The organism is Novosphingobium sp. BL-A-41-Hi4A-0G, assembly GCF_055521735.1.
Genome location: NZ_CM145501.1, coordinates 1,221,411 through 1,246,016, shown reverse-complemented (window position 1 = coordinate 1,246,016; position 24,606 = coordinate 1,221,411). Strand labels below are relative to the sequence as shown.

Below are 24,606 nucleotides of genomic sequence, written 5' to 3'. Positions count from 1 at the left end.
CCGCCCGGCATCCTTGTGCAATTCAGGCGGAAGCCGATCAGGCCAGCTTGAGGTGCTTGATCGCTGCGGTATCGACCAGTTCGCCGTCGAAGCGGATCAGGCCAGCCATGCCGATCTTCGGCCAGAAGCGCTCACGCACCGTGCCGATGAGCGGCGCTCCAACCTTGCGGACCCAGTAACGGCTGTGGTCGCCGAACAGGATCGCGCGCGCACCGGTGGCGATCGCAGCGATGTCGTCGTTGATCGAGTACGGATGATCGAGCAGCAACGACGGTGCGCCGATGCGGACATCGCCCATCTGCCACAGGAAGTTGCCCTGGCCGTCCTTCAGCTTGCGCAGGGCAAGCAGCGTGGTGTCTGCGAACTGCCAGCGGCACTTCGGACTGCGACGATAGGCCGCATTGACCGAGTGCTGCAGCCCCATCACTTCGTCGGCGGTGATGGCGCTGGCGCTTACAGCGGTAACGCCAAGCGTCGATGCGGTCGCGATGCCGTTGGGCTGACTGGTGCCGGTACCGGTGGTCAGGCGGGCGTTTGCGCGGCGGCCAAGACGCTCACCGATGGCATCGGCCAGGAAGCTGGTCAGATCGAAGGCCGAGTCCTGCATCAGCTCGAACGAGAGCTTGATCCACGGCGTGGCGTCGACGTAGGCGTCGAGGCGCTTCTGGCCGAAGGTCAGGTCGCCGCTGTTGTCGTCGGTAAGGTCAGCGCCTTCCGCCAGCGCCGAAGCAGAGTTGCCGGTATCGTCGTTGGTGGGGATGTCGAATTCGTTGCCCGAGCCGGTCACGATCTCGCGGATGATGTTCTCGTCGTACATCGGGCCCCAGTCCTTCATGGACTTCACGATCTCGTTCGCGAGCTGCACCGGAACGGTATAGCCACCCGAGGCTGCCGTGCCCGCCACCTGGACGCGAAGTTCCTTGTCGTAGCCGCGGCGAAGCAGGCTGCGCTGTTCGGGCGTCAGATCGCTCGCATCAGCGCCCGCGCGCAGGAATGCCATGAAAGCATCGCGGTATTCTTCCTGCGTCTTCTCGGCCGCAGGCCGATCCTTGCCGTCGTGGTCGCCCGCGGCGCGCGTCTCGAGATCGGAACCGTTCGGGCGGCGCTGCTCACGATGCTCCTGGGTGATCTTCTCGATGTTGGCCTGGCGCTCTTCGCGCTTGATCTGGACCTCGAGTTTGTCGAATTCAGCCATGATCGCGTCATGGCGCTGCTCGAGCTCGGCGGTACGCGATTCGTCCGTGTTCTTGGTGATTTCGTCCAGCGCCGCGCGGGCCTGCGTAACCAGCTCGCCGCGCTTTTCGTGCAGCTTCGTCAGAGTTTCCATGTTCTGCTCCTGGGCATGAAAAAGCCCGCTCGCAGCGGGCTGAGAGGACGGGAACAGCCCGTCGCCTCCGGCATCAGCGCCGGGTGAAGGTCAAATTCCGCGTTCGAGCTGCGCATGCTTTGCACGACGTGCGGCAATACGGGTCATCGCACCGTCACGATTGTGCTGCCGCTTTTCGCTTCGAGCGTGCTCAAGCGAGCGCAGCCCCACTTCGGTATCCTGGTACTGGGGCATCGCGGTATATGTGATCTCGTAGAGCTCCGCCTCCATCACGGTTCGGTGCGGCGGACTGACCGTCTCGTCCCACTCTTCCTTGCGCGATCGGAACGCAAACGACATGCCCGCGATGTCGCCGCGGGCAATCTGCACTCCGAGATCTCGGCCATCACTGGTGTCAGGCAGTGCGTTTTCAAACCACAGGCCCTTGTCGTCCTCGCGAAGAGACAACGTGCCCGCCTTCATCCGGCCGACAACACGGCCTGTGTCGTGGCTGTGCACTGCAAGCACGTCCCGGGTCTGGAGCGATTGCGTAAATGCGCCAGGCAGGAACTCTTCCGTCCAGATCCCGCAAACGTCTGTTCTCGTGCGAAACACCGCTGCGTAGCCCGTCGCAGTCTTGCCGCTGTCTCCCTCCCCGGCCGCACGGAGTTCGAGCGGCGTGGTAAGAGCGCGTGTTTCGCGACCGTCAGGCGTCGGCATCTTCACCGTCATCGGCAGGATCCTTGGTTGTATCGGCCGCGTCGGCGCCCGGCTCGTTATCATTCAGCGGTGGCCCGTCGTTGTGCCCCTTCATGTCGGGCACACTACCCAGCGGGACCGTCGCTTGCTGGACATAAGGCTTGGCCCCAACGCCGCCGGCATAAGGCATCCTATCTTCCAGTTCCCGTGCTTCGTCAGGCATCATCTGGCCGGTAAGGATGGCACGGGCCATTGCTTCGATACGGGTCTTGAAGTCGGCGCGCTGGATTGCATCAAGATTATGTTTGGTTCGCCGCGCGCGGCGGCGTTGGCCGAACAGCTTCAGGTTCAGCTCGTCTTCCAGAGCCTTGGCCCAGTGCAGGATCAGGTGCTTTACCAGCTGCAGGTCCTGCTGCTCGGTATTGGCAAAGGTCCCTTTGGACAGGTCTCCAAGGAACACTGGGGGCAATCCGTAAATTCGCCCGATTTCCTGAATCTGGAACAACCGGGCTTCGGTCATCTGCCCCTTGGCAGGATCGATCCCGATCGGCTTCAGGGAATGGCCGGGTGGCATGCCGAAGAACGGCGTACCAGCCTTCAGCGCCATCTCGATTGCGCGCTGGATGTCCTTCTGGGCCCGCTTGAATGCTTCGGCACCCTGCGGCAGCGGTCCCTCAAGTGCCAGCGGCGGGGTGCCACCACTTGCGAAGAAGCCGCCAGCGAAGTCGTTCATGGCGATCGCGAGCGCAATGGCTTTGCGGCCTTTGTAGATCGGGCTGTAGACGTCTAGCTGGTTGGGGCGCAGCATGAACGGGAGATCGATCACATCGGCCGCTGCATACTCCTGGCCGCCAAAGCGATAATATCGACGCCCGCTCCTGCGTCCCACAGTCGTTTCGTGCGGATCCATCGGCCAGATCGCTACCGGCTTGGTTCCTTCCCGTTCGATGAACGATAGACCCCGGCCACCGGTAAAGACCTGTTGCCAGAAGTACTGCCGCCATCCGAAACTGGTCCACTCCGAATTCGGCGCCTCGTTCAGCAGCATGGCCAGCTCGCCGTCGACACGTTTGGTCGAGCTGTATCCATGAAGGGGCAGGCTTGCCAACGTACGCGACAGGAAGTGCACGGCGCAGAACACCGCAGGCACCTCGAGCGCGGCCTCGATCGAAACCGGCGGCAGCTGGCTGCGATTATCCATCACTCCAAGCAGGCGCAGCAGTTCTTCGCTGTTCGAGCTCAAGCTGTAGAGCGGGTTCTCCAGTGGATTGCCCGCCCGCTTTTCCAGGGCGCGATTGCGATAGTCGTCGGGCGACATCAGGCGTCCGTCATACTGAATTCGGGATCATCCCACGGCGAAGTCGGCACTTGTTCTTCCTCCTTCGCCATCGCAGTCCCCAGCGCAGCAATCAGCGCGACCGGGTTGTCGATCTTGGCTTCCGCCCGCGGCTTGCGCGGGTAGACGTTGTCCTTGGCGTCTTCCTGCGCGACGACGTTGCTCATCTGCCATTCCATGACCGGGCAACCGCCGTGGGCGATCGTTCCGGCCTTGGTCAGGGCGTCCAGTTCCTTCATCGGCTCGCTGAAGTTCAGCACTACCGGGCGATATTCGATCATCGGCAGGCCGGCCTTGATCGCCGTCGTGGCGAGATAGGTTGCCTGGTGCGGATCGTACGGGATCTGCTCGAGCTGGAATCGGGTCTTCACATCGTCCAGCACTGTCAGGATTTCATCGTAGTCGATGATGTTCCCGTCGGTGCTGGTCAGAAGGCCCTGCGCATGCCAGCCCTGATAGGTCTCGTTCTCCGCGATCGTGTCTTCGGGCAGGAAGTAGAAGCCTGTCCGGATGTAAGGATCTTCCTTCGTTGCTCTCTCGCCGATCGGCAGGAACAGCAGCTCCAACGCGGCAATGTCTGTTTTCGAAGCCAGGTCGAGGCTGGCAATGCAGCGTCGGCCGAGCATCTGCGGCAGCGCGAGCAGGTCCTGCGCCCTCGCCGGCAGATCCGGGTCCCTGCAAGCTCGCCACTTCTCGATGTCGAAGTAGGCTGCCTTGGCGGCAACCCATATATTCAGATGTTTGGTCTTGAACTTGCCCGCTTTGCGCGGGGTGTTGATCGCTTCGCGCTGCGCGCCAAGGAGGAAATCCTCCATGACCGAAACGCCATAGTTCGGGTTCGCCTTTCGCAGGACTTGCGGGGATCGCCAGTCGTCCCCTTCGTCGATCGTGTACTCGATGAAGAACGTGCGCTCATCGAACGATGGCCCCGGGCCCAGCCCCAGCGCCGCCCGTTCAGCCTGTACCTCCTCCGATGCGCCGATCCCCTGCAGGCGCTGCCGTTCCTCCTGGATGCGGGCGTAGCAAGGTCCGGCCAGATTGAACCCGGCCGTCGTTATCATGATCTGCAGGGGCTGCTCACGCGCGCCCATGCCGGTGCCCATCGTGTCGATCTGCCGATCGTCGACGTGCTCGTGGTATTCGTCGTGGATCGCGCAGCTCGGGCTCTGCCCGTCACCCGGATCCCCGATGATCGTCTCGAACTTGGATTCGTCGGCGATCCGGACCAACGAATGCTTGTTGATCCCGATTCCGAACTTCTTGACCAGCGCTGGCGTGCGCTTGGCCATCTGCTGAGCCGGGACGAAGACTTCCTTCGCCTGCTTCTCGGTTACCGCGCCGGCGTAAACCTCGGCGCCGAACTCACCATCGGCGCATAGCATGTACAAGCCGACTGGGGCGACCAGAGCGGACTTGCCGTTCTTGCGCGGCACCACCGGAAACAGGACCCGGAACCGGCGGAGCCCATCAACCTTGCGAAGCCACCCGAAGGTGCAGGCAAGAATGAAGATCTGCCAAGCCTCGAGAATCAGCTTCTTGCGCTGCAGCGCCCACTTGCCCTTGGTGTGGGGCATGAGCTCCACGAACCTGCAGATTCGTGCGGCCTTCTCCTCGTCAAAGCGGAAGGGAAACCCCTTCTTCTTCTGGACCTTCAGCTCATCCAGGAACCGCTGGCACTGCAGCCGGACCGTCTTGCATGCCGGGATCTTCCCTCGCACCACGTCGCTGGCATACTGCCGCGCGATCGCAGCGTAATCGCGGTCCGACACATCAGGTGAAATTCGCCTTCACCGCCCACATAGCTGCCTGCTCGTAGTTGGTGACAGCGATAGCGCGCTCACGGTTAGCGAGCACGTTTGCAGCGATGTGCGCCAGCAGATCTTCGGTCCGCTGTTTGATCTCAGCGACCACTTCCGACCCTGACGGATTGAACGCGGGGATTGTGCTGGGCTGCTTGACTGACATCGTTTGCTCCTCAGAACGCGCCGAAAGCGTCGTCTTCCTCTTTGTGACCGGCCGCAATGCGAAGCGCCGCCGCTGGATTGAGCATCAGTTCGCCGAGCAGCGACTGCGCCTGGCGCAGGGCGTCGCTCAGCATCGCAACTTCCGGCCGGGCCCGGATCAGCCGGGTGATCACGGTTTCCTCACCGACCTTCTTGGCCGACTCCGTCTTGTAAGTGTCACCCTCGGTCTCAAGCACGGCTTGGAACCGCTGGATCTGCTCGAGCCGTAGCGCGAGCAGCGCGATGTGCTCGGCGAAGTTCGGGTTGGCCCGCCCTTCCTTCTCGAGCATCTCCGCGATCGAGGCGAAATGCAGCTGCGCCAGATCCGACAGATGCAGCGGCGCGATCATCGGGCCGCCAGCTTGCGCCGACAGCGACCTCTCGCGATCCTTGCGATCGGTCCCCGCCAGTTTCTTCAGCTCCGGAGACTTCGGCCGTCGCCCGGCCCCCGGCCGAGGCCCGCCCTTCGCCATGCAAACCCCGCGAAAAAATACCCTTTGAATTCGCCCCGGTAAAAATCGAGGGAGCCGTCGGTGTCCGAGGGGGCCGGCGGGCAGTTTTTACCCCTCCCCCTCCCGTTCAGGTTCGACCCGCCAAAGCTGAACGCTTCGCTGCCTCCGCCCGCTCCGCCTTCGACTTCGCGTCATGGCACGGGTGGCAGAGAGCCTGCTTGTTCGACCTCGCGTCCGTGCCACCCCAGGCGAGCGGCTGGACGTGGTCGACCACGTCGCTAGCCACCTCACGCCCGGCCTTCAGGCACTGCCGGCAGAACGGCTCTTCATCGAGCACCGCTGCACGATCGCGCTGCCCAGCACGGCCGCGCTTGCGAGGATCCTTGTAGGCAGGATCACGCGCCCACGCTTTACGCGGTGCTGCCGATGCCTTGCCGAACACCGGCGCATGCGTCGGCAACGCTACTTGCCCGAACGAAACGAGGGCCGCGAAATGAACGATGGGCGATAGCTGTACGTCGATCGATAGCCCGACGACCCAGTCGTCCACGTCCTGGTCTTCACCGTGCTGGTCACCGCGCTGCCATTGCGTCCAGTTGTCATGGCCGTGGTCGTGGTGGTCACCGTCTGCTTGCGCGCGCCAACGAACGTCGGAGCATGCTGATAGCTGGCAATCGCCGGTCGATACCCGCGATAGTGGGGATCAGCCATGATCACGGTCTGCCGCTGCCCACCATTCATCACGGTGCCGAGCATGTAGCCCGCCATGCCGTAGAGCAGGTAGTCGTCGGCGTTGCCGCCCGCCTTCACCACCTGCTGGCATTCCAGCACGTTCTTGGCCTCGAGACATCGATCGACCGGCGCCGCGCTGCAGGCTGTTGCAACCAACGCCAACGCGGCGATGCACATGAACTTCAGGTATCGGATCATTGTCCGCCTTCCACATGAAGAGTGAGGATCTCGATCGAAAGCCAGCAATGGCCCTCCGAGTGGTCAAGCCGGACGATGCCGGCATCCGCTACGATCATCCCGGGCAACGCCAGCGCATCATCCTGCAGCGCTGCCTGCAGACGCTGATCATGATACCCGGTCGGAACCTTCAGGCAGAACGTATGCCGCTCGCCGCTGAAGGTGACCGACTGCCAGTTCTCGGTGCGCTGGAGCCACAGGACAGCATCCTGCCCGGCCAGTTGCAGCACCACTCTCCGCACCCGGCAAGGCATGATCCTGCCAGCGCGCGTCAACCAACCGTTCCCGATAGGTCGAGTAATTCCCCATCGGTCCGCCCGATCTGCCGCGCCTGCGCCATGGCCCAGCGGCCACGCTCGATCTCGCTCACGGCCTGCGCAAGCCAGCGCCGTGTCACGCGCACTTCGTCCAGGGCATCGCCGCGGTCGGCCAAAGCACGGGCCGCGACGAGATCGATGCCGGTCTGCATGTCAGCCCCGGAACGCCTTCTGCAGGCGAGCCCGCACCCGCTGGGCCCGCTGCTCAAGTGCATCGAACTGCGCCTGGTCGCGCAGGCCCAAGCTGATAGCGGCGAGCATCTCGTCGATCTCGGCCGAAGCGTCGCGCAACGCGGCCTCGATGTCGCTCGTCGGCCGAAGGTGGAATGTCACCCGCATGCCACCTCCGAACACAAGAAAGCCCGCGAGCCTCAGGGGCTGCGGGCGGGGTCAGGTCTGCTGTCGATACAGCTATCGCGGGGTCACTTTTGGCCGAAACGTGGCCACCTCGGCAGGGTCCTTTTTGTGACGGGCAGAAAACCGGCGATCTTTGGCCCTGTTCCCCCAGCCTCCCATTTGTACGAGTGGGAATCCTCTGGCGCGATTATTCGGCGGGAACCCTAGACCGCAAAGCTGGGGGCTCTCGAGACATAGCACACACCAGCGTAGTCAAACCAACCCCGCCTGCGCCGCCAGCAACGTCGCCTCGTCCACCTCGCGCACCGCCGCCCACAAGTGTCCCTGCCATGCGTCCAGCGCATCGCTCAGCAGCTTGCGCGCGCGCCGCACGTGCATGCGGTACCGCCGCGCCACGATGGTCACGCCCACGTCCTCGACAATCATCTCGAGCACGGCCGCGATCGGTATGCCATTTCCCGGTGTATTGGCGAGCAACCCGGGCAACGCCCGCCGCCAGTTGCCATAGGCCACTTCCCGCCGCACCTGCCCCAGCGCCTCGAAGAAACCGCCATCGCCACGCATGGATTGATCCACCCGCGTCTCGAGGCTGACCGTCCGCACCGTCACTTCGCTGCCGATGCGTTCCGCAACCGATGCAATCTCCAGAGCCGCGCCCAGCTGCTCGATGCTGATCGCGCCGGAGGCGTGTAGGCGTGCCAGCGCCCCTTGGCGCTTGCGGCTGGCTTGGTGCCTGGTCTCGGGTGTTGCCGCGCTGGTGGCGGGGCATCGATCGAGCAGATCGCGCCGCTCAAGCCGCAGCCGACGTTCCTCCGCCGCCCGCTTCGGGTGACGCCGCGCCCAGCTGCTGCGCTGCAGGTTCCGGTCGTCGGCTTCCTTCGCTTCGACCGCGCTCAGCGCCTTCTTCTTCACCATGCCCCGAAATCTCCTGTCCATCAGGAGCATAGTCGAGCACGCCATCGATCTGCAGGGCCGGATTTGTGACGGCTTCCGGCAAGACACGGTACCCATGCGCTGCCAGCAACCGCATCGCCCCGCTCAGATCGTCCGGGAGCGCAAGGCCGCGCGGCCCCGGAGATCGCGCCAACAGCCCGTCCTGGGCAAGGCTGCGCACCGCCTTGCGCACCCGGGTTCGATTGGTGTCCAGCCCGGCCGCGATTTCGCCGTAGCTCGGAGAAGCCCCCCAATCGGACAGGTAATCCCGCACAAAGCGGAGCACGAGCAGGCGAAGGCTAGCCATCTGCGGCGTCAGCCGAAGCGCACTTCCGTTCAGCTTATCCCGCCCCTGCATGAACAGAACATAGCAGGAATGTGCGGAAATCCAAGGAAATCAGCGGGTCAAAGCCGCTAGTGCCGTGAGCGTTATCAATCAGCCGCCCAGAATTCGTCGCCACCGAATTGCGTTGGGTAACCCCTACCCTTCGAACGCTCGAGTTCATAAGCAAAGCGAAGGGTGTGCGGATCGCCGAACACGTCGTTGTATTCGACGTATCCAAAGATCCACATCTTCAACCCATTAAGTTTGTAAAATGCCGCCTTTTCATCAGTCAGAATGTATTCTGGCGCTAAAATCGTGAAATCATCGCCAACCTCCAATGGTCTGTGGGCCTCTACGGTCGCATTCATTGGATAAGTTGGCTTCGCAGGAGCCTCGTCGAAGACGATAGCAATACCGTATCGGCGGATGAGAGCGATGCTTTTCCCCTGGTTCATGACCTTTACCGACGCGAAGCCGCACGGATCTGATCTCGTGTTGATTCCCAAGACAACCGAACCCGCCTTTGGCGGATCGGGAAGTGACACACCGGCATTACAGCTTGAGGCTGTCAAGATTGCCCGCTCTGCCGATTGCTGGACGTGCAGTCCTCTCATTGCAGCCGCTGTGGCTTTGCGCGCCTCTCTAAGGTTGGTGATCAGTGCAATAGTCCCGAGCACGCCCAGCACGAGTTGCCCCGCCGTCAGCCACAGCATCCATTCGGCGATCCCGGCCAGTTCACGTTGAACAGCGAGATCGGCGACGTCCACCCAGTTAGGCATATCGGGCAATGCGCTCATCATTCCACCGCGCACTGCCAGATAACCTGCCCGCCGCTGCCGACGATGAGCACCTTTTCAAGCTTCGCCGTTGCCGTGATCGTGAACGTGTGGATCTCGTAAGGGTCGTCCAGGCTCGCTTGGCCCGGCGTTTCCTTGTACGAGACGTAAGGGGCCGTCAGGCGCGCAACATAAGCGATCTTGCCGACGGCCTTCGTAAAAGGCGCATCCGCCAGCGAGACCGGAACGAAATAGGTGTTGTAATAGGTCCCGCTGATGCAGCCGTTCGGATTCTTGCGAAACTCCAGCGTGACATCGTATTCGAACTCGGCCGACGCCTTGACGGTCATTGGTATGCCCATGCGCGTCTTCGCTCGATAACTGCCAAGCTGCTTGATGTCGCGCCAGACATTGTGGGTCGCCGAAAAGCTGCCTTCGAACCGCTGCTTGTCCGCATCGTACTTGAACGGGGCGTCCACGTTGTCACTCAGGTCTTCGCAGATCAGAATGCTGTCCGCGCCCAGGGAATCGGATAGCTGCTTCTCACGCTGGGCAAACGCTTCAGATGTCTCGAACTCGCCCTGCGGAACATCCAGCCAATCCCTGTTCGCGTTGAGCGCGATCGCCAGATCCTTGAATTTGCGCGGGCCGCACGTCTCCAGCGCAGACATCGAATAGGTGTTCAATGACAGCACTGCCGCCAGGAATTCTGAGTCCGACATCTTCGGCTTGGCCGGCGCAGTTGCTTTTGCCCGTGGTCGCCGCTTGGCTGGCGCCGCATCGGCCGCGCCGGTGATGACCATAGCCAGAGCGCCACCAATCAAGCTCGCCGCAAGTCTCTTTGAGACCTGTGCGCGCGTCTTTCCCGTCGTCATCGCCCTCGCCTCACCTCATTCACCACATGCCCGGCGCAGGCCATCACGGCGCCGACGATCGCCACGGCCGCGCCGGTCAGATGCAGCATGCTTCGTTGGCTCACCGCATCGATGTTCACCGTGTCGCTGTAGCCGGCCGGGGTGATGTCCATGAAGAACCACGCCCACAGCGCCACCACCGTGCCGATCACGATCAGGATCCAACCGAGCGGCATGAGGGCGCTGCCTTCGCCCGCTGAAGCAGGCGAGCTGCTCACCTCATCCGCCGGTAAGGAGACGCCGCCGGCAGAGTGCAGCGGCGCGTCACCACCGCTCGGTGGTGCCGTACTGCGCCCCAGGCCGATGGCAGCCAGTAGCAGCGCCACGAAGAGAACGATCAGGACAATCCCGGTGGTGCCCTCGGTCATGGCTTTGCAATCGCCACAAATTCGGCCTCGGTCATGATCCGGATGGGCTTGCCCTCCTCGACCCATCGTTCCGCGTCGATCTGTGCGCGGCTCTTTCGCGTCCAATCCGCCTTTCGACCATGTGCACCAACCACGAGTATCGTCGTGTTCTTCTTGCTCATCCGCTCCCAGAGCGTCGCACCGGCCGCCACTGCCATGCGCTTCAGATGCGCCTCTGGCATGTCGAACTCGTTGGTGAACGTCACGCACTGACCGGAAAGAATGCCGTCGCCAGGCACGGTCGCTATCGGTGTAGCCAGCAGGTGGCGTACGACGTCGATCGAGCTTCCGATCTTTGCGTGATAGAACAGCTGGCCCGCAACCCGCGCATCGGCCAGCGCATCGTGCGCATCGTAGATGATACCGCAGGCTTCGGCCAAAGTGCCCAACTTGTGATTGGGAAGCTCTGGCCAAGCCCGACGCGCCTCGTGGCAGCTATCGTGCCAGCGCGCGTCGATCGACTTCACCCCATGGAATTCGCACGCGTTCAGAACCGCATGCTGGTCGAAGTCCGTGTGGCTGACGACGTGCTGCCCCTCGATCCATCGTGATAGCCAGGGATGATGGTCTGCAAAGCAAGGCTGCCCGGCCACGTGTTGCGGTCTGATGCCGTGGATCCGCATCTGCAACTCGCCGAAATCATGCCTCGGATCGACCAGAACCTTCTCGGCCGAGATCTCCTTGCCCTTCTCGAACAACACCACGCCGATCTGGCAGATGCTGTGGCGCTCCCGGTTGGCAGTTTCGACATCGATCGCGACGAAGCGCTCGATCACCTGGCGCGGGCGCGCTGGCACAATGATTTTGGCTGTCAGCTGATCACTTTGCGGCCCAAGCGTAATAGGTGTGGGTTCAACTCGTGCCGGTTTCGGTGCGGGCGGCACCCTTGTGTCAACCGGGCGGTCGCTTTCTGTCCGGGCTGGCCATGGCGATGCCGCAGGGTCTGCAGGCTTACCGATGAGCCCTGCGACAAGACCCTTCCAGAAACTCATGCTTGCCCCCGCCAACTGCTTGAAAACTCGTCATTCGCCGGGGAGACTACGTAGTCGGTGCGCTGGATCACATATTCCGATAATCCTACCCGACGCGATATTCAGCCCGGCGCGAATGCACCGTGACGTTGTCACCGGGATCTTCGGGAACGGGAACGCGACTCGATCCGCCGGCAAGCGTCCGGGCGAGTTGCAGCACTGCCGATCTGTTAAGCGCGGTCATCGAATGCAGTAAATCAAGCCACTCGCGATCCTCTTCCGTGATCGCCAGTTCGGCGGCGCTCAAAGAGGGATCGTCCGTCTTGCAAAGCAGCCAAGGCAACGGAACACGAAGAGCAACTGCGATCTTTGGCAGAAGCCGGGAATTGGCCGTTTTCCCGACGATAATCTTGCTGATCGCGCCCTGCGTCACACCAATGGCATCGGCCAGCGCGGACTGATCCATGTCCCGCCAATCCATCGCCTGCGCGACCCGTTGCGCCACCGTGCTCATGGACTGGTGTTGTAGCGCACTCCGTATTCCTATCGGAATGGAGAGTGGGATTGACGGAATATGAGATTGGGAATACCAAGCACTCATGACCTGCACTTCGACTCGCACCGATTCACCGCTTGAGGCCTTCCGCCTCGCGGTTTCGCGTGCGGGTGGTCAGATCGCCTTTGCCAAGCTCGCCGGCCGCACGCAGGGAGCCGTGTCAAAGCGTCTTTCGAAGGGCCTTCTGCTATGGCCGGAGGCCGTCCTCGACGTTGAAAAGGCGACGGAAGTCTCCCGCCACGATCTCCGCCCCGACATCTACCCAATCGAACACGATACGGCATCGGCACCGCAAGGTGACGCACACGCCGGCCCGGCGCCGCATTCCACCACGGCGCGCGCCGGGCACCTTCTTGGCACGCCTTCGAATGCAGGAGGAGCCGCATGAGGATCATGGGTTTCCTCCATAATGGCTGCAATTCCAGCGGGATGCGTGAAACGCCTGGCCGTTTTCCAGCATGTCATTCCGCCAGCGACCAACACCCCAATTCTACCCGGGGCGATGCTGGCAACTTGGGGGGTGGCAATTGACCAAGCGCCGCCCCCCTCTTTCCATCGATGCCGCCCTCGCCCGCATTGCCGGTCAGCTTGAGGACGGCTGGAACACAATGGGCAAAACCCTTGATCGTCATCCCGGCTACGTCCGCGCCTGGGGCGATCCCGATCGACGCGAGAAGATCCCGATCGACGACGCAATCAAGCTCGATCTCGCCTATCGCGCCGCTGGCGGCGATGGCGCCCCAATCTTCGAATGCTACGCGCACCAGCTGCAGATCGAGGGCGGCGCTTGGTTTGCCGACGAGGTCGCGCTCGGTCGTCTGGCTGCAGAGATCATCCGCGAATGCGGCGAGGCCGGTTCGGCCATCGTCCTGTCATCGCAACCCGGCTCCGGTCCGAAACAGCGGCTGGAGACATTGCGCGAGGTTGAACAGGCCATTGGCGTGCTCACCCGCGCCCGCATGATGCTCGGCCAGCCCGCCCCCTTCCCCGATCAGGGTGAAGCGGGACACCGCTCCACCGCGCCGCCACCGCCCTCCCCCAAGTGATCATGTGGGAGCGGCCGGTAAACGGTCCCCGCCAGCCTCTCCCAACCCAACGATGCTAACCGCTCCGGTCGCAATCCTCGCTTCCGGTGGCGGTTTTCTGCTGCCGAAAGTGTTCGCCATGACAGACAATGAGGATCTGCCCTTCGCAGAGGCCCTGCAGGCCGAAACCACCCAGCAAATCGCCCAAGGGGGATGGTCCGCTGATCGCGCCCACGCCCGCATCCGCCTTCTCACTGGCCTTGTCGGCCTGGTCGGCACGGTAATGATCGTTGCTCTCCTTGTAATGGCGGAGGCGGCACATGGCTGAGTCAGCAGACGATCGCCTGCGCCTCCTGATCGAGCGCGTCGAACGCCTCGAGGAGGAAAAGAAGGGCATCGGGGACGACATCAAGGATGTCTACAACGAAGCCAAGGCCACCGGGTACGACGCCAAGATCATGCGTCAGATCGTCCGGCTTCGGAAGATGAAGCCCGACGATCGCCGCGAAATGGAAGCGGTGCTCGATACCTACAAGAACGCGCTGGGGATCGAGTGATGGGCACGATCGAGGGGCGCTACGTCAAGACGTTTGCCGAAGCCAATATGGGGATGCTGGAAGGCGCGAGCCTCAATGCTCCATACGCATTTCACTGGGTCTATCTCAAGTCGATCGACGGACAGCACATAGTTTGCACAGGTGCAGGCAACGAGATGCGCTTGCCGTTCAGGCATTCCAACGGTTGGGACAAGGCCACTGTAACGGTTCGCGATCCGATATTCGGCCCTGTCGATTTCGTCGTCGCACCTTTCCTCCGGGACGATGAACCGCCGATGGGGTGCTTGCTGTGAGTGCCGACCTCACCAAGCGCATCCTGCGCATCTTCTCTCGCCGCCAGGGCAAGACGAACAGCCAGGCCGGGAACAGCCCGCCGCCCGCACCGGAAGCACCCGGCGAAGACAAGTCGTGGGCGGCTGGCGATCAGGCCGAGTGCATCAACGAAATCGGTTGGGGCATTCCCGCCAACATCGGCCTAATCCGGGCACCTGGGCCGACCAAGGGCCAGATTTTCATCGTCGTTCACGTGGCGATCATGCCGCACCCGCATCGCGGAACTGCGATCTTTCTCGCGTTCAAGGGATTCAAAGGCTTCTGGGAAGCGACCCAGTTCCGCAAGCTGCAGCCCGTCGCGGACAAGGCTGAAGCGGCCGACAGCGCCTTCCTCACGGATCTGCAAAAGCGCCTCGCTCGCCAGCCGGAGCGCGTGTGATGCCCGGCCCGTCTATCGCACCGCTTGAAAAAGCCACCAAGCTTTCGCCTCGCGAACAGCAGGTCCTCGATCTGCTCTGTGAAGGGCAATCGAACAAGGACATCGCGCAGACCCTCGGCGTCAGCGCGCGGACCGTCGAAGTCCACCGGATGCGCGCCATTGCCCGGATGGGAGCAAAAAGCTCGATCCACGCGGTGTCGCTGGTGTTCAAGCAACGCTTTGCTACCCTGCAAACCGAAGTCGAGGACATGCGCCAGCGGCTCGATACAGCGCTGGGTTCGCGCTGATGACGCCGCCCGCCCTCATCACCATTCCGCGCCGGGTCCCGTCTGTTCACCCGGCAAGGAACGAAGGCCCGATTCAGCGCATGCGTCGGGCCTTCACCCCTCTCCGCCTGTCAGACGATGGCCGCGATCTCGTCTCTTGCCTGCTCGTCGTGCCCGGCGTGATCCTTGCAGCAATCGTGCTCGCGATGATGGTCGCTCCGATCTGGCAGGGAGTGCCCGCCTGATGCGCGCGCTGGTCGCCGCGATCGAGGCCGTGCTCGGCCTGGTCTTCGCTGCAGCGGTCGGCGCCGCCTTTGTCATCGTGTTGTTCGGTGTTCTCGCCGCTTTCGCCGGCTTTCTCACGCTCCCGAGGTACCTATGACCGCAGAGTCACCCGCGCCGGCAACCGGCGTGCCGCTTTCTGTGCTGCCCGAACTCGCACAACCCGTGCACATCTCGGAAACCGCGCTGCCAGCCGGACAGTACGCTGTGGTCGAGCAGCTCGGCCACGCGCGCTTCGTCGGCCGCTTCGAACAGGTCGAAGCCTTCGGCGCGCAGTTCCTGAAGATCGAACCGCTTTTCGGTGATTGGCTCCTGCCGCCGGTGCTGCTCGGTGGCGCATCGCTCTATCGCTTCACGCCGTGCACACCGGCGACAGCCTGGGCCATGCGCGCGCGGTACCGCCACGAACTGCCCACCTGCGTCCAGCCCCAGATCCCCGAAGAGCCGGAGCCGACATTCGCCCCGGCATTCCTTGGCTACGACCAGGGAGATGATGCGTGAACGCGCCCGATTGCCCGCAGTCGTCGCTGGTTTCCCGCTTGGCGCTGGCCGAGGCGCTTGATCGTCTTGAGACGATGCAGGCCCGTGGTGTCGCCGTGGTCGACCAGGTCGAGCAGCTGGTGCAGCACCACGGCGCCAGCGTCCGCTTCGTCAACGGCACCAACGTCTTCCGCTGCTGTGGCGTGACCGGGAGCTGCACCGCCGACAAGGGCGCGCGCCTGCTCGCCAGTTGGCAACGCATCGCCGAACGGCGGCTGGGCACGAACTGGCCGAAGGGCGGCGCCACGTCGGTCGCAGGCGCTGCGATGCGCCAGCTCGAACGGAACGCGGCCCATGGGTACCAGCCGTCTCCCACCGGGGGCACGGCCCATGGGTAAGGGCACCTCGATCGAGTGGTGCCATGCCACCATCAACGCGATCAGCGGCTGCTCTGTCGTCTCGCCCGGGTGCAAGCGCTGCTATGCCATGCGCGCGGGCCGCAACAACCGCCCGCATCATCCTGCGCGCGGCCTCACGCAGGCCGGACCCGGTGGCGAGCATGTCTGGACCGGCGCTGTCCGGCTCAACGAGGAATGGCTGAAGAAGCCGATCAAGTGGACCAAGCCGCAGCGCATTTTCTGGAACGCCCACGGCGATCCGTTCCACCCGGCGGTACCGCAGGAATGGGTTGACCGCGAACTGGCGATCGCCGCCCTCACCCCGCATCACCGCCACCTGATCCTGACCAAGCGGTCGGACCGGATGAGACGGTACTTCGAAAACAACCACCTCGCCGAACGCGTGCTCGGCTGGTGCCGCCATTTCGGCTTTCTCCCGGACTCGGCAAAATGGTCCTGGCCGCTTCCCAACGTCTGGCTCGGCGTCAGCGTCGAAGACCAGAAGCGCGCCAACGAACGCATTCCGGATCTCCTGGCAACACCCGCTGCCCTGCGCTGGCTTTCGTGCGAGCCACTGCTCGAGCCCATCCAGATCGCGGAGTACCTGCCAAACCCGTTGTGGAATGATCTGCCCAGTTGGAAGCAGCCGGAGATCCAGTGGATCGTCGCCGGCGGCGAAAGCGGCAGCGGCGCGCGCTCAGTGTCATCGGCCGCTTTCACCTCGCTGCGCGATCAGTGTGCCACGGCTGGCATCCCGTTCATGTTCAAGCAATGGGGCGAATGGATCGGCCGCGATCACCTAACCAACGACCAGAAGCTGCTGCTCAAGGGCAAGGCCTTCCACGAGGCCACGCAAAGCGTCCGCCTCGGACGTCGCGAAGCTGGCCGTCTCCTCGATGGCAGAAGGCACGACGCTTACCCCGAATTGTTCAAGTGGGAACTCGAACCCCGCAAGAAGACACCAGCCGCGCGGGAGCTTGCCGCGTGACTTCGCTCGCCCCCACCTGCCCCGATTGCATCGCCCTGCTCGCCGAGGCCAGCCGCCTCGCAAAGCGGGCGCGAGAACTCGACATCGATGTCGCCCAGGCCCGTCATGTGGGCAAGGGCTGCGCTACCCCGGCCTTGGCGATCCTCAACAAGTACGATCACGATCTCGAACGCTGGGACCGTCAGGTCAGGGATCACCTGAAGGCGCATAGCGCCGCCACCGGCAACTTTCTTCACCCCATGGACATGGAAGGACCCCCTCAATGAAGGGCGCCGATCAATGCCCGCGTTGCGGCTCGCGCAACACGGCCGATGTGCAGCAGGCCATCACCGGCTTTTATGCCACCGTCCTCCGCACCTGCTGCAACCCCGCTTGCCGGGTGAGCTGGGAGCCATTCGACCCCGAGCAGCTGCTCGATCCGAAGCACGAACCACTGGGCGCGTTCCTGCAGCCTTGCGACAACTGCGCCTTCCGCAAGGGTTCGCCCGAGCGGGCCGACAGCATCGCCTGGGGCAGGAAGCTCCACGAGCTGCGCATGGGCGCGAGGTTCTACTGCCACAAGGGCGTTCCGATCGACCCGAACAGCAGCCACGGCTTTGCCTACCCTGCAGACGGCGAGAAGCCGCAGAAGCTCCGCCTTTGCCGCGGCTACCTCAACGCCGTCGTCGGCCCCCGTATGCGCGCGGCTGGCTACCATTTCCCCGAACAGCCAGATGAACTCTGGACCGATCCAGCCGAAGCCGCACCTGCGACGGAAGCGGTCGCATGAAGCCGCTGCATTCACCAGCGGTTGCGGAGGCCAAAGGCCGTAGCAGAGCCCTGCACACGTATTGCCGCTGCAGCGAGTGCCGCGCTCTCGATGCCGATCACCCGCGCGACGGTCGCCAGCTCACCTTCCTCTTCGCCAGACCCGCCCGACCCAAACGCCCGTCCGCTCGCCCTGAGCCTGCCGAAGGACGCGCCCAACAGCATGACAAGTGCGCATGACACAGATCCGCAAGCATATCGTCGACGACATGACGAAGCACATTTCCAGCAAGCTGATCGCCGATTTCAGGCGTCACTTGATTCAGATGGAAGCCGCTGGCGTCTCTCCCGAGGAGGGTGCGCTTATCTGCGCGAAGATCGGCAAGCAGGTCCTGATCGCAACCGTTGGTGGCGCTGCCTTGCTGACGAATTCCGACAATCTCGACCAAGCATTCCAAGGGCTAGTTGCCGGCGTGATGATGGAGATCGTCATGGGGCGTGGACAGATCGCCAATGAGCTCCAGCAGTGCGCGGGCCAACAGCCGTCATGACTGCGGCCTTCCCCCTCACTTGGCCCGATGGTCTGCCGCGACATGAACGACGCACCACCAGCGCTTTTCGTACCGCGCTTCCGGCAGCGCTGAAGAACGTGCAGTCCTCGCTCGGCCTGTTCGGATCTGACAGCGGGCGAAAGCTGTCCGACGTCGTGATCAGCAGCAACGTCACCCTCGGGGCAAATCGCCCGGCTGATCCCGGCGTCGCCGTCTGGTTCACATGGGACGGCGAACATCGCTGCATTGCGGTCGATCGGTACGAGAAAGTCGAATGCAACCTGCAGGCGATTCACCACATCCTTGAGGCGCGCCGCACCGAAATGCGCCACGGCGGGCTGCACGTCGTCCGGCAGACATTCAAGGGCTTTACCGCCCTGCCTGCACCTTCTGCCGCCGATCAGTGGTGGACAGTCCTCGGCGTCGATCGCGCCGCCAGCCGCGCAGAAATTGAAGCCGCCTACCGCGACAAGATCCGCGCGGCCCACCCCGACGCCGGCGGCACCACTGAAGCCGCCGCGCGCATCAACCGCGCCCGCGACGAAGCCTTCAAGGAGCGCACCTACAATGTCTGATCCCAATCCCGTCACCCCGGACGTGATCCGGGGTCCCGCTGCCTTGAAGGCCAGTCAGCTCAACCGGGCGAACGAGATATCGGAAGAGGCAAAGTCCCTTCGCGCGCTGGTATTCGGAGACGTCACTGGCCGACTCTGCATCACGTTCCGCTCTCCCGCCGAGAATCCGGACGATCCGCTCGAACACCGCCCACTCTTCTCTCACAGGATCGAAGGGCCTGCGCTCAAAGCGGCGCTCGAAATCATGCAAATGCAAGCACGCGATCGGCTCGCACATTTGCGTGATGAAGCGAGCTCCATGGGGCTGGATCTCGATGCGTAGCGCCCGCCCCTGCTCAATCCAGGGCATGATCTTCAGCACGCCCATGGTGCGGGCGTTGTGGGACGGCCGCAAGGGGCAGACCCGGCGCTTGCTGCCGGAAGGCAAGAAACCCCGCCTGCAGATCGGTGATCGCGTATACGTGCGCGAGACGTTCCGGATCTCGCCCTATGCCAGTGAGGGATGGCCGCACGAGGCCGAGCCCTGCCCGGGCTGGATCGACTACGCGGCGGGCGGCAGCCACTACTGCTTCGCGCCCGATTACATGGCCGTCCTGCAGGCCTTCGGCCGCAAGGCCATCATCGATTGGGGCGCACTCCCCCAGCGCTGGCGCCCGGCACGTTATGCCCCGCGTTGGTCCTCGCGCCTGTTCCTGACGATCACCGACGTGCGCATGCAGCAGCTGCAAGACATCAGCGAGGCGGATGCTAAGGCTGAGGGTCTAGAGGAAGAACTCGACGCGGATGCTGACGACTGCGGTCGGCCTCTCGTATCGACGCTGTTTCGCGCGGCGGACTTCCTCCCATGGATTAGCGATCCGATCGAAGCTTACGCAGATCTGTGGGATCAACTGAACGACCGGCCGGGCAGCCTTTGGGACGATAACCCCCGCGTCGTCGCCTACACTTTCACCATCACCCGCCGGAACATTGATGTCCTGCCCGTGCCAGCCCCGCGTGCCAGTGCCCGCGATCTGATCGAAGGCAAGGTAGCCCCACATCTGGCAGGCCAGCTCATCCGCGCCCGCGATCTCCCCCAGCTGCAAAGGAAGGCCGCAAATGGCTGACCATCCCGTGACGGTGATCGCGCCGACAATCCGCCCGCTCCTCGCGGACGAGGTCACCCGACTGCGCCGACCGCAAGGTCGGCTTTCGACGTTGAAGCCCGGCGATCGCCTGTGGATCCGTGAGCAGTTCTACCTGCCCAGAACATTCGAACACATCGCGCCGACGCAGGCGCTCGATCGCGGCGCCAGTCCGGTATACGCGGCCGACCACGCCGATCTACCCGACTACGCCGTCGACGATCTCGGCCGCCGCCGGTTCGCGCGCGAGATGCCGAAGCTTTGGCATCGCGTTCACCTGGTCGTGACCCATGTCGCGCTTGAGCGCCTTCACGACACCCCGCCTGAAGATATCGCCGCCGAAGGCTTCAGCTCGATCGACGAGTTCGCCGCTGCCTGGAACGCTGGCCTCACCCTGCAGCAGAGCTCGAAGACCCAGCTGCAGCGCCTGCAATACCGCGCCAACCCGGCGGTGATCGCCTTCCGCTTCGTCTTCATGCCCTGCCCTCTCCCCGATTCCAGCCAGCCGGAAAGGAGTTTCGCGTCATGATTGCGTCTCGTTCCCCCAACCACTCACGGACGCCCACGAAGGGCCGTTTGAAGATCAACCCTATTCTGGGGCGACGGCCGACGCTGATGAACTGCACGATCGGCGAACTGCAGGTCGATGAGACTTACCAGCGCTCTGTCGAGAACGGCTCGAGCAGGGCGCTGATCATCAAGATCGGCACATCCTGGGACTGGTCGTTGTTCCAACTGCTCGTGGTATCGCGTCGAAGCGATAGTTCGCTTTACGTCGTAGACGGGCAGCACCGGCTGATGGCGGCACGTCTGAGGGGTGACCTCTACGATCTGCCGTGCTCGGTTTACGATTTTGGCAGCGTCGCCGAGGAAGCGCGCGCGTTTGCCCAGCTCAACCAGCAACGCCGCCCGCTTGGCGCGCTGGATCTCTTTCGCGCCGCCGTCTCGAGCGGCATGGACGAGAATGCGCTGGCGATCACCCGCCTGCTCGGGAATGCTGGCCTCTCGCTTGCGCCGCACACCAACTTTACCGCCTGGAAGCCCGGACAGCTTTCTAACATCTCCGGCATCCAGAAGGCTTATAAGACCCACGGCGGCGCCCTCGTCGGTCGCGCGCTGAAGATCATTGGCAACGCGTTCGACGGCGAGGTGCTGCGCTATGCCGGCACGATCTTCCCGGGCATCGTCGGCGCGATCGCCGAGCTGAAGCTCTCTCCGCGTGACGACGAACTGCTCGAGGTGGTGATCAGCGGTCTGTCGCAAGCAGAATGGGCGGAAGAGATCGCCCACGTAGCTGCCGAAAATGCCATCCATCGTAACCGTGCCGCAGTGCGCGCTGTGACCCAGTGCTACGCCGATGCCGCGGCCGAGCAGGACGAGGAGGCAGCCGCCGCATGAGCGAGCAAGTCATCAGCCCCTTGTTGCGTCGGCCAGAAGTAGAGCGACGCACCGGGCTGAGTCGCACGACGATCTACCGGCTCATGGACGAGAACAAGTTCCCCCGTCCGCGGCGCATCGGGCTGCGCGCCGTCGCCTGGCAGCAGCACGAAATCGACGCCTGGCAGGCCAGCCGCCCTTTCACGCACCAGTGAAAGCAGGGGCATCTGCGGGGGCATCGCACACCTCCAGCCTTCAAGAAATCACGGTTTTCCGGGAGCAAATACAGTGAAGTTCGAACTCCACCCTGTCCGCCAACACATCCCTTGGATCACGGCTCCTCGGACTCCGGAATCTCGATGGCCTTGACGCACATCTCGTCTCGATAAATCTGTTTCCCCGGTGACGTTACTTGGCGGTGCCATGCTGCTTGCCACGGGTTCGGATTGAAGGGCTCTTCAATTTCGAATTCCAATGAACCTCTCCTTGCCGACAGAAAGCGCGGGAGGTGGAAGTTGTTCCTTGCTCGACGCAACTTGTCGAATTCTGTGCTTGTTTTTCGACAAGTCGTGTGGAACTCCGTCCTGGGCAACAGGAAGGGAAATTTCAATAATGCTTCGAACTACATTTGTGGTGGCCGCAGTAATTGCGGCCGCACCATCGATCGCATCTGCGCAAGATGCGACTTCCGCACCTGTCGCTACGACAACGGCTGCAGTATCAGCTCCTGCAGCACCGGCAGCACCGGCTATGCGTCAAATCGTCCTGCCCCCGAATTCGGAGGTTGTTGTAACTCCGAACGATACGCTGACGACCAAGGGCAAAAAGCTAAAGGAAGGCTACAAGTTCCGGATCTCCACCGTGTTTGATGTGATGCAGGACGGCTACGTGATGATCCCCAAGGGAACCATGGGCGAAGGTACTGTCACCTGGATGACCAACAAGGGCGCCTTCGGCAAATCGGGCAAGATGGAAGTATCTTTTGATTGGCTTGAGATGGGCGGAAAGCGCGTCTCACTCACCGGCAACCATCGTCAGGAAGGTGAGGGCAATACTGGCGCGACGGTTGGTACAGCGGTTGCCGTCGGCGTATTCTCAGCCTTTGTCACCGGCCGATCTGCAACGATTGTGAACGGTCAGCAATTGCGCGCCCGGACTGCGGAACCGTTGAATTTCATGGTTCCTGAATCGGCTGCGCGAGTAATGTCCGGTACGCTGGTATCGACGCCGGTCGCAGTCCCTGCTCAGGCTGGACCGGTAGCCACGCCTGCGGCGAACTGACCGGGCGTTGAACCTTGAATGCAAAAAGGCGCGGGCAGGTTCTCCTGTCCGCGCCTTTCTTTTTGCCTTCAAGCCCGTCGGGAGCCCTCAGATGTGGATCGCCCGCCCGTAAGCCGCAAGCACGCTTTCGTGCATCGATTCGCTGATCGTCGGGTGCGGGAAGACCGTGTGCATGAGTTCGGCCTCGGTCGTCTCGAGCGTCTTGCCCACGACGTAGCCCTGGATCATTTCGGTCACTTCCGCGCCGATCATGTGCGCGCCGAGCAGTTCGCCGGTCTTGGCGTCGAACACGGTCTTCACGAAGCCTTCGGGCTCGCCAAGCGCGATGGCCTTGCCGTTGCCGATGAACGGGAAGGTGCCGACCTTCAGTTCATAGCCCGCTTCCTTCGCCTTGGCCTCGGTCAGGCCCACGCTGGCGATCTGCGGATGGCAGTAGGTGCAGCCGGGGATATTGCCACGATCCATCGGGTGCGGGTGGACGTCCTTGTTGCCGAGTTCTGCCGCGATGGCTTCGGCTGCAATCACGCCTTCATGGCTTGCCTTGTGCGCGAGCCAGGGCCCCGGCGTCACGTCGCCGATGGCCCACAGGCCCTTTACGTTGGTGCGGCCATAACCGTCGATCGCGATGATTCCGCGTTCTGCCTTCACACCCAGCGCCTCGATGCCGATGTTCTCGGTGTTCGGCACGATGCCAACCGCGACGATCACGTGGCTGTAGTCGCCTTCGACGACCTTGCCGTCCTTGCCCTTGATCTTCGCCTTCACGCCCGAAGCCGAGACAGCAAGGCTTTCGACACCTGCGCTGGTCATGATCTTCATGCCCTGCTTGGTCAGCGCCTTTTCGAGGAAGGCAGAAACGTCAGCGTCCTCGACCGGCACCACGCGGTCCATCATCTCGACGACCGTAACTTCGGCGCCCATATCGTTGTAGAAGCTGGCAAATTCGATGCCAATCGCGCCCGATCCGATGACCAGCAGCTTGCCCGGCATTTCCTTGGGCGTCATCGCATGACGATAGGTCCACACGCGCTCGCCATCGGCCTTGGCGAAAGGAAGATCACGTGCGCGGGCGCCCGTGGCAACGATCACGTGCTTGGCGGAAATGACTTCCTTGCCCTTGTCGCCCGTAACCTCGACCGAGGTCGCAGACTTCAGGACACCGTTGCCCATGTGCACGGTGATCTTGTTCTTCTTCATCAGGTGCGTGACGCCCTGATTGAGCTGCTTGGCAACGCCGCGCGAACGCTTGACCACCGCGTCGAGATCAGCGCGGATGTTGTCAGCCGCAAGACCATAGGCCGCTGCGTGCTTCATGTGGTTGAGCACTTCGGCAGAGCGCAGCAGCGCCTTGGTCGGGATGCAGCCCCAGTTGAGGCAGATGCCACCCAGGTTCTCACGCTCGACAATGGCCGTCTTGAGCCCGAGCTGCGCGCAGCGGATCGCCGCGACATAGCCACCGGGGCCCGATCCGAGGACGATGACGTCATATTGGTCAGCCACGCAAATGCTCCTGTCAGTCTGTCTGCGGCAAAGGCCGCGGTTTGCGTTCGTCGTCGATTGCGACGAAGAAGAATCGTGCTTGCGTCACTTTCTGGCGATCTTCGCCAGTGCGTGCCCGCCGCCAGGTTTCCACATCGATGGTCATCGAAGTGCGCCCGGCTTTGCTCAGGTGCGCATAGACGGAAACTTCATCGCCCACGTGCACCGGGTGATGGAAGGTCATGCCCTCTACGGCAATCGTGGCGGCACGGCCCTTGGCCCTTCGTGCCGCAACGATGCCTGCTGCCATGTCCATCTGCGCCATCAGCCACCCGCCAAAGATATCGCCGGCAGGATTGGCATCAGCAGGCATTGCCGTGATGCGGATGGCCGGTTCGCCTGATGGTAGCGGATCGGCCATCTCTTCACCCCTGCAACTAGGA

The 24,606-nt window shown here is 63.0% G+C and carries 43 protein-coding genes; 22 read left to right on the top strand and 21 right to left on the bottom strand.

The window, feature by feature from the left end:
- Window positions 1-37 precede the first annotated feature (37 nt).
- The 17 genes from ACZ1JX_RS06105 to ACZ1JX_RS06025 form a co-directional block, all read right to left on the bottom strand.
- Window positions 38-1,327 (bottom strand): phage major capsid protein, encoded by a 1,290-nt coding sequence (locus tag ACZ1JX_RS06105; RefSeq protein ID WP_465125866.1) that lies wholly within the window; start codon window positions 1,325-1,327, stop codon window positions 38-40.
- 90 nt (window positions 1,328-1,417) lie between these two features.
- Window positions 1,418-2,038 carry an HK97 family phage prohead protease gene (locus ACZ1JX_RS06100; protein WP_465125865.1) on the bottom strand — a complete coding sequence of 207 codons (621 nt, stop codon included), beginning with the start codon at window positions 2,036-2,038 and terminating at the stop codon, window positions 1,418-1,420.
- Complete coding sequence (locus tag ACZ1JX_RS06095; RefSeq protein ID WP_465125864.1) at window positions 2,013-3,323, bottom strand: phage portal protein; 1,311 nt, start codon at window positions 3,321-3,323, stop codon at window positions 2,013-2,015. The genes ACZ1JX_RS06100 and ACZ1JX_RS06095 overlap by 26 nt, the downstream gene beginning before the upstream one ends.
- Window positions 3,323-5,110, bottom strand: coding sequence for a terminase large subunit (locus ACZ1JX_RS06090; protein ID WP_465125863.1), 1,788 nt, complete (start codon window positions 5,108-5,110; stop codon window positions 3,323-3,325). Before ACZ1JX_RS06090 ends, ACZ1JX_RS06095 begins: the two co-directional genes overlap by 1 nt.
- A 1-nt stretch (window position 5,111) precedes the next feature.
- Window positions 5,112-5,306: an Acb2/Tad1 domain-containing protein gene (locus ACZ1JX_RS06085; protein WP_465125862.1), complete on the bottom strand. Its 195-nt coding sequence runs from the start codon at window positions 5,304-5,306 to the stop codon at window positions 5,112-5,114.
- A 10-nt stretch (window positions 5,307-5,316) separates the two neighbouring features.
- Window positions 5,317-5,694 carry a P27 family phage terminase small subunit gene (locus tag ACZ1JX_RS06080; protein WP_465125861.1) on the bottom strand — a complete coding sequence of 126 codons (378 nt, stop codon included), beginning with the start codon at window positions 5,692-5,694 and terminating at the stop codon, window positions 5,317-5,319.
- 229 nt (window positions 5,695-5,923) lie between these two features.
- Window positions 5,924-6,256, bottom strand: coding sequence for an HNH endonuclease (locus ACZ1JX_RS06075; protein WP_465125860.1), 333 nt, complete (start codon window positions 6,254-6,256; stop codon window positions 5,924-5,926).
- Between the two features lie 2 nt (window positions 6,257-6,258).
- Window positions 6,259-6,726 (bottom strand): DUF1190 domain-containing protein, encoded by a 468-nt coding sequence (locus tag ACZ1JX_RS06070; RefSeq protein ID WP_465125859.1) that lies wholly within the window; start codon window positions 6,724-6,726, stop codon window positions 6,259-6,261.
- Complete coding sequence (locus tag ACZ1JX_RS06065; RefSeq protein WP_465125858.1) at window positions 6,723-6,998, bottom strand: hypothetical protein; 276 nt, start codon at window positions 6,996-6,998, stop codon at window positions 6,723-6,725. The genes ACZ1JX_RS06070 and ACZ1JX_RS06065 overlap by 4 nt, the downstream gene beginning before the upstream one ends.
- Window positions 6,999-7,036: 38 nt before the next feature.
- A complete protein-coding gene (locus ACZ1JX_RS06060; protein ID WP_465125857.1) occupies window positions 7,037-7,234 on the bottom strand; it encodes a hypothetical protein in 198 nt (65 codons plus the stop codon).
- Between the two features lies 1 nt (window position 7,235).
- Window positions 7,236-7,415, bottom strand: coding sequence for a hypothetical protein (locus ACZ1JX_RS06055; RefSeq protein ID WP_465125856.1), 180 nt, complete (start codon window positions 7,413-7,415; stop codon window positions 7,236-7,238).
- 276 nt (window positions 7,416-7,691) lie between these two features.
- Window positions 7,692-8,354 (bottom strand): hypothetical protein, encoded by a 663-nt coding sequence (locus ACZ1JX_RS06050; RefSeq protein WP_465125855.1) that lies wholly within the window; start codon window positions 8,352-8,354, stop codon window positions 7,692-7,694.
- A gap of 450 nt (window positions 8,355-8,804) precedes the next feature.
- Window positions 8,805-9,497, bottom strand: a complete 693-nt coding sequence (locus tag ACZ1JX_RS06045; RefSeq protein WP_465125854.1) for a hypothetical protein — start codon at window positions 9,495-9,497, stop codon at window positions 8,805-8,807.
- Entirely contained in the window at window positions 9,494-10,348 is an 855-nt protein-coding gene (locus ACZ1JX_RS06040; protein WP_465125853.1) for a hypothetical protein, read from the bottom strand. The genes ACZ1JX_RS06045 and ACZ1JX_RS06040 overlap by 4 nt, the downstream gene beginning before the upstream one ends.
- Entirely contained in the window at window positions 10,345-10,755 is a 411-nt protein-coding gene (locus ACZ1JX_RS06035; protein WP_465125852.1) for a hypothetical protein, read from the bottom strand. Before ACZ1JX_RS06035 ends, ACZ1JX_RS06040 begins: the two co-directional genes overlap by 4 nt.
- A complete protein-coding gene (locus ACZ1JX_RS06030; RefSeq protein WP_465125851.1) occupies window positions 10,752-11,678 on the bottom strand; it encodes an exonuclease domain-containing protein in 927 nt (308 codons plus the stop codon). Before ACZ1JX_RS06030 ends, ACZ1JX_RS06035 begins: the two co-directional genes overlap by 4 nt.
- A gap of 193 nt (window positions 11,679-11,871) precedes the next feature.
- Complete coding sequence (locus ACZ1JX_RS06025; RefSeq protein WP_465125850.1) at window positions 11,872-12,279, bottom strand: helix-turn-helix domain-containing protein; 408 nt, start codon at window positions 12,277-12,279, stop codon at window positions 11,872-11,874.
- Between the two features lie 85 nt (window positions 12,280-12,364).
- On the opposite strand from ACZ1JX_RS06025, the gene ACZ1JX_RS06020 reads away from it, so the two are divergent.
- From ACZ1JX_RS06020 to ACZ1JX_RS05955, 14 genes are all read left to right on the top strand, one after another.
- Entirely contained in the window at window positions 12,365-12,709 is a 345-nt protein-coding gene (locus ACZ1JX_RS06020; protein WP_465125849.1) for a YdaS family helix-turn-helix protein, read from the top strand.
- A gap of 139 nt (window positions 12,710-12,848) precedes the next feature.
- The gene (locus tag ACZ1JX_RS06015) at window positions 12,849-13,367 is read left to right on the top strand and encodes a hypothetical protein (protein ID WP_465125848.1); all 519 of its coding nucleotides are present in this window, start codon (window positions 12,849-12,851) and stop codon (window positions 13,365-13,367) included.
- 118 nt (window positions 13,368-13,485) lie between these two features.
- Window positions 13,486-13,674: a hypothetical protein gene (locus tag ACZ1JX_RS06010; protein ID WP_465125847.1), complete on the top strand. Its 189-nt coding sequence runs from the start codon at window positions 13,486-13,488 to the stop codon at window positions 13,672-13,674.
- Window positions 13,667-13,903 carry a DUF2312 domain-containing protein gene (locus ACZ1JX_RS06005; RefSeq protein WP_465125846.1) on the top strand — a complete coding sequence of 79 codons (237 nt, stop codon included), beginning with the start codon at window positions 13,667-13,669 and terminating at the stop codon, window positions 13,901-13,903. Before ACZ1JX_RS06010 ends, ACZ1JX_RS06005 begins: the two co-directional genes overlap by 8 nt.
- Window positions 13,903-14,196: a hypothetical protein gene (locus tag ACZ1JX_RS06000; RefSeq protein WP_465125845.1), complete on the top strand. Its 294-nt coding sequence runs from the start codon at window positions 13,903-13,905 to the stop codon at window positions 14,194-14,196. The genes ACZ1JX_RS06005 and ACZ1JX_RS06000 overlap by 1 nt, the downstream gene beginning before the upstream one ends.
- Complete coding sequence (locus ACZ1JX_RS05995; protein WP_465125844.1) at window positions 14,193-14,615, top strand: hypothetical protein; 423 nt, start codon at window positions 14,193-14,195, stop codon at window positions 14,613-14,615. The genes ACZ1JX_RS06000 and ACZ1JX_RS05995 overlap by 4 nt, the downstream gene beginning before the upstream one ends.
- Window positions 14,615-14,902, top strand: a complete 288-nt coding sequence (locus ACZ1JX_RS05990; protein ID WP_465125843.1) for a LuxR C-terminal-related transcriptional regulator — start codon at window positions 14,615-14,617, stop codon at window positions 14,900-14,902. The genes ACZ1JX_RS05995 and ACZ1JX_RS05990 overlap by 1 nt, the downstream gene beginning before the upstream one ends.
- On the top strand, window positions 14,902-15,126 hold the full coding sequence (locus ACZ1JX_RS05985; protein WP_465125842.1) for a hypothetical protein: 225 nt from the start codon (window positions 14,902-14,904) through the stop codon (window positions 15,124-15,126). Before ACZ1JX_RS05990 ends, ACZ1JX_RS05985 begins: the two co-directional genes overlap by 1 nt.
- Window positions 15,126-15,263 carry a hypothetical protein gene (locus ACZ1JX_RS05980; RefSeq protein WP_465125841.1) on the top strand — a complete coding sequence of 46 codons (138 nt, stop codon included), beginning with the start codon at window positions 15,126-15,128 and terminating at the stop codon, window positions 15,261-15,263. The genes ACZ1JX_RS05985 and ACZ1JX_RS05980 overlap by 1 nt, the downstream gene beginning before the upstream one ends.
- Window positions 15,260-15,664, top strand: a complete 405-nt coding sequence (locus ACZ1JX_RS05975) for a hypothetical protein (protein ID WP_465125840.1) — start codon at window positions 15,260-15,262, stop codon at window positions 15,662-15,664. Before ACZ1JX_RS05980 ends, ACZ1JX_RS05975 begins: the two co-directional genes overlap by 4 nt.
- Window positions 15,661-16,041, top strand: a complete 381-nt coding sequence (locus tag ACZ1JX_RS05970) for a hypothetical protein (RefSeq protein WP_465125839.1) — start codon at window positions 15,661-15,663, stop codon at window positions 16,039-16,041. Before ACZ1JX_RS05975 ends, ACZ1JX_RS05970 begins: the two co-directional genes overlap by 4 nt.
- Entirely contained in the window at window positions 16,034-17,029 is a 996-nt protein-coding gene (locus tag ACZ1JX_RS05965) for a phage Gp37/Gp68 family protein (protein WP_465125838.1), read from the top strand. The genes ACZ1JX_RS05970 and ACZ1JX_RS05965 overlap by 8 nt, the downstream gene beginning before the upstream one ends.
- Window positions 17,026-17,295: a hypothetical protein gene (locus ACZ1JX_RS05960; protein ID WP_465125837.1), complete on the top strand. Its 270-nt coding sequence runs from the start codon at window positions 17,026-17,028 to the stop codon at window positions 17,293-17,295. The genes ACZ1JX_RS05965 and ACZ1JX_RS05960 overlap by 4 nt, the downstream gene beginning before the upstream one ends.
- Window positions 17,292-17,798, top strand: coding sequence for a hypothetical protein (locus tag ACZ1JX_RS05955; RefSeq protein WP_465125836.1), 507 nt, complete (start codon window positions 17,292-17,294; stop codon window positions 17,796-17,798). Before ACZ1JX_RS05960 ends, ACZ1JX_RS05955 begins: the two co-directional genes overlap by 4 nt.
- An 11-nt stretch (window positions 17,799-17,809) precedes the next feature.
- Here ACZ1JX_RS05955 and ACZ1JX_RS05950 read toward each other — a convergent pair whose 3' ends face one another.
- Window positions 17,810-18,001: a hypothetical protein gene (locus ACZ1JX_RS05950; RefSeq protein WP_465125835.1), complete on the bottom strand. Its 192-nt coding sequence runs from the start codon at window positions 17,999-18,001 to the stop codon at window positions 17,810-17,812.
- 11 nt (window positions 18,002-18,012) lie between these two features.
- On the opposite strand from ACZ1JX_RS05950, the gene ACZ1JX_RS05945 reads away from it, so the two are divergent.
- The 7 genes from ACZ1JX_RS05945 (at window position 18,013) to ACZ1JX_RS05915 (ending at window position 21,618) form a co-directional block, all read left to right on the top strand.
- On the top strand, window positions 18,013-18,327 hold the full coding sequence (locus ACZ1JX_RS05945) for a hypothetical protein (protein ID WP_465125834.1): 315 nt from the start codon (window positions 18,013-18,015) through the stop codon (window positions 18,325-18,327).
- On the top strand, window positions 18,324-18,902 hold the full coding sequence (locus ACZ1JX_RS05940) for a J domain-containing protein (protein ID WP_465125833.1): 579 nt from the start codon (window positions 18,324-18,326) through the stop codon (window positions 18,900-18,902). The genes ACZ1JX_RS05945 and ACZ1JX_RS05940 overlap by 4 nt, the downstream gene beginning before the upstream one ends.
- Window positions 18,895-19,224, top strand: coding sequence for a hypothetical protein (locus tag ACZ1JX_RS05935; protein WP_465125832.1), 330 nt, complete (start codon window positions 18,895-18,897; stop codon window positions 19,222-19,224). Before ACZ1JX_RS05940 ends, ACZ1JX_RS05935 begins: the two co-directional genes overlap by 8 nt.
- 25 nt (window positions 19,225-19,249) lie before the next feature.
- On the top strand, window positions 19,250-20,008 hold the full coding sequence (locus ACZ1JX_RS05930; protein ID WP_465125831.1) for a hypothetical protein: 759 nt from the start codon (window positions 19,250-19,252) through the stop codon (window positions 20,006-20,008).
- The gene (locus ACZ1JX_RS05925) at window positions 20,001-20,555 is read left to right on the top strand and encodes a hypothetical protein (protein WP_465125830.1); all 555 of its coding nucleotides are present in this window, start codon (window positions 20,001-20,003) and stop codon (window positions 20,553-20,555) included. Before ACZ1JX_RS05930 ends, ACZ1JX_RS05925 begins: the two co-directional genes overlap by 8 nt.
- A gap of 86 nt (window positions 20,556-20,641) precedes the next feature.
- Window positions 20,642-21,424, top strand: coding sequence for a DUF6551 family protein (locus ACZ1JX_RS05920; RefSeq protein WP_465125829.1), 783 nt, complete (start codon window positions 20,642-20,644; stop codon window positions 21,422-21,424).
- A complete protein-coding gene (locus tag ACZ1JX_RS05915; RefSeq protein WP_465125828.1) occupies window positions 21,421-21,618 on the top strand; it encodes a helix-turn-helix transcriptional regulator in 198 nt (65 codons plus the stop codon). Before ACZ1JX_RS05920 ends, ACZ1JX_RS05915 begins: the two co-directional genes overlap by 4 nt.
- A gap of 116 nt (window positions 21,619-21,734) precedes the next feature.
- Here ACZ1JX_RS05915 and ACZ1JX_RS05910 read toward each other — a convergent pair whose 3' ends face one another.
- Window positions 21,735-21,878, bottom strand: a complete 144-nt coding sequence (locus ACZ1JX_RS05910; RefSeq protein WP_465125827.1) for a hypothetical protein — start codon at window positions 21,876-21,878, stop codon at window positions 21,735-21,737.
- 275 nt (window positions 21,879-22,153) lie between these two features.
- On the opposite strand from ACZ1JX_RS05910, the gene ACZ1JX_RS05905 reads away from it, so the two are divergent.
- A complete protein-coding gene (locus ACZ1JX_RS05905; RefSeq protein WP_465125826.1) occupies window positions 22,154-22,684 on the top strand; it encodes a hypothetical protein in 531 nt (176 codons plus the stop codon).
- 87 nt (window positions 22,685-22,771) lie between these two features.
- Here ACZ1JX_RS05905 and lpdA read toward each other — a convergent pair whose 3' ends face one another.
- Together lpdA and ACZ1JX_RS05895 are read right to left on the bottom strand one after the other, a co-directional pair.
- Window positions 22,772-24,184: a dihydrolipoyl dehydrogenase gene (gene lpdA, locus ACZ1JX_RS05900; RefSeq protein ID WP_465125825.1), complete on the bottom strand. Its 1,413-nt coding sequence runs from the start codon at window positions 24,182-24,184 to the stop codon at window positions 22,772-22,774.
- A 13-nt stretch (window positions 24,185-24,197) separates the two neighbouring features.
- Window positions 24,198-24,584: an acyl-CoA thioesterase gene (locus ACZ1JX_RS05895; protein WP_465125824.1), complete on the bottom strand. Its 387-nt coding sequence runs from the start codon at window positions 24,582-24,584 to the stop codon at window positions 24,198-24,200.
- Between the last annotated feature and the right edge of the window lie 22 nt (window positions 24,585-24,606).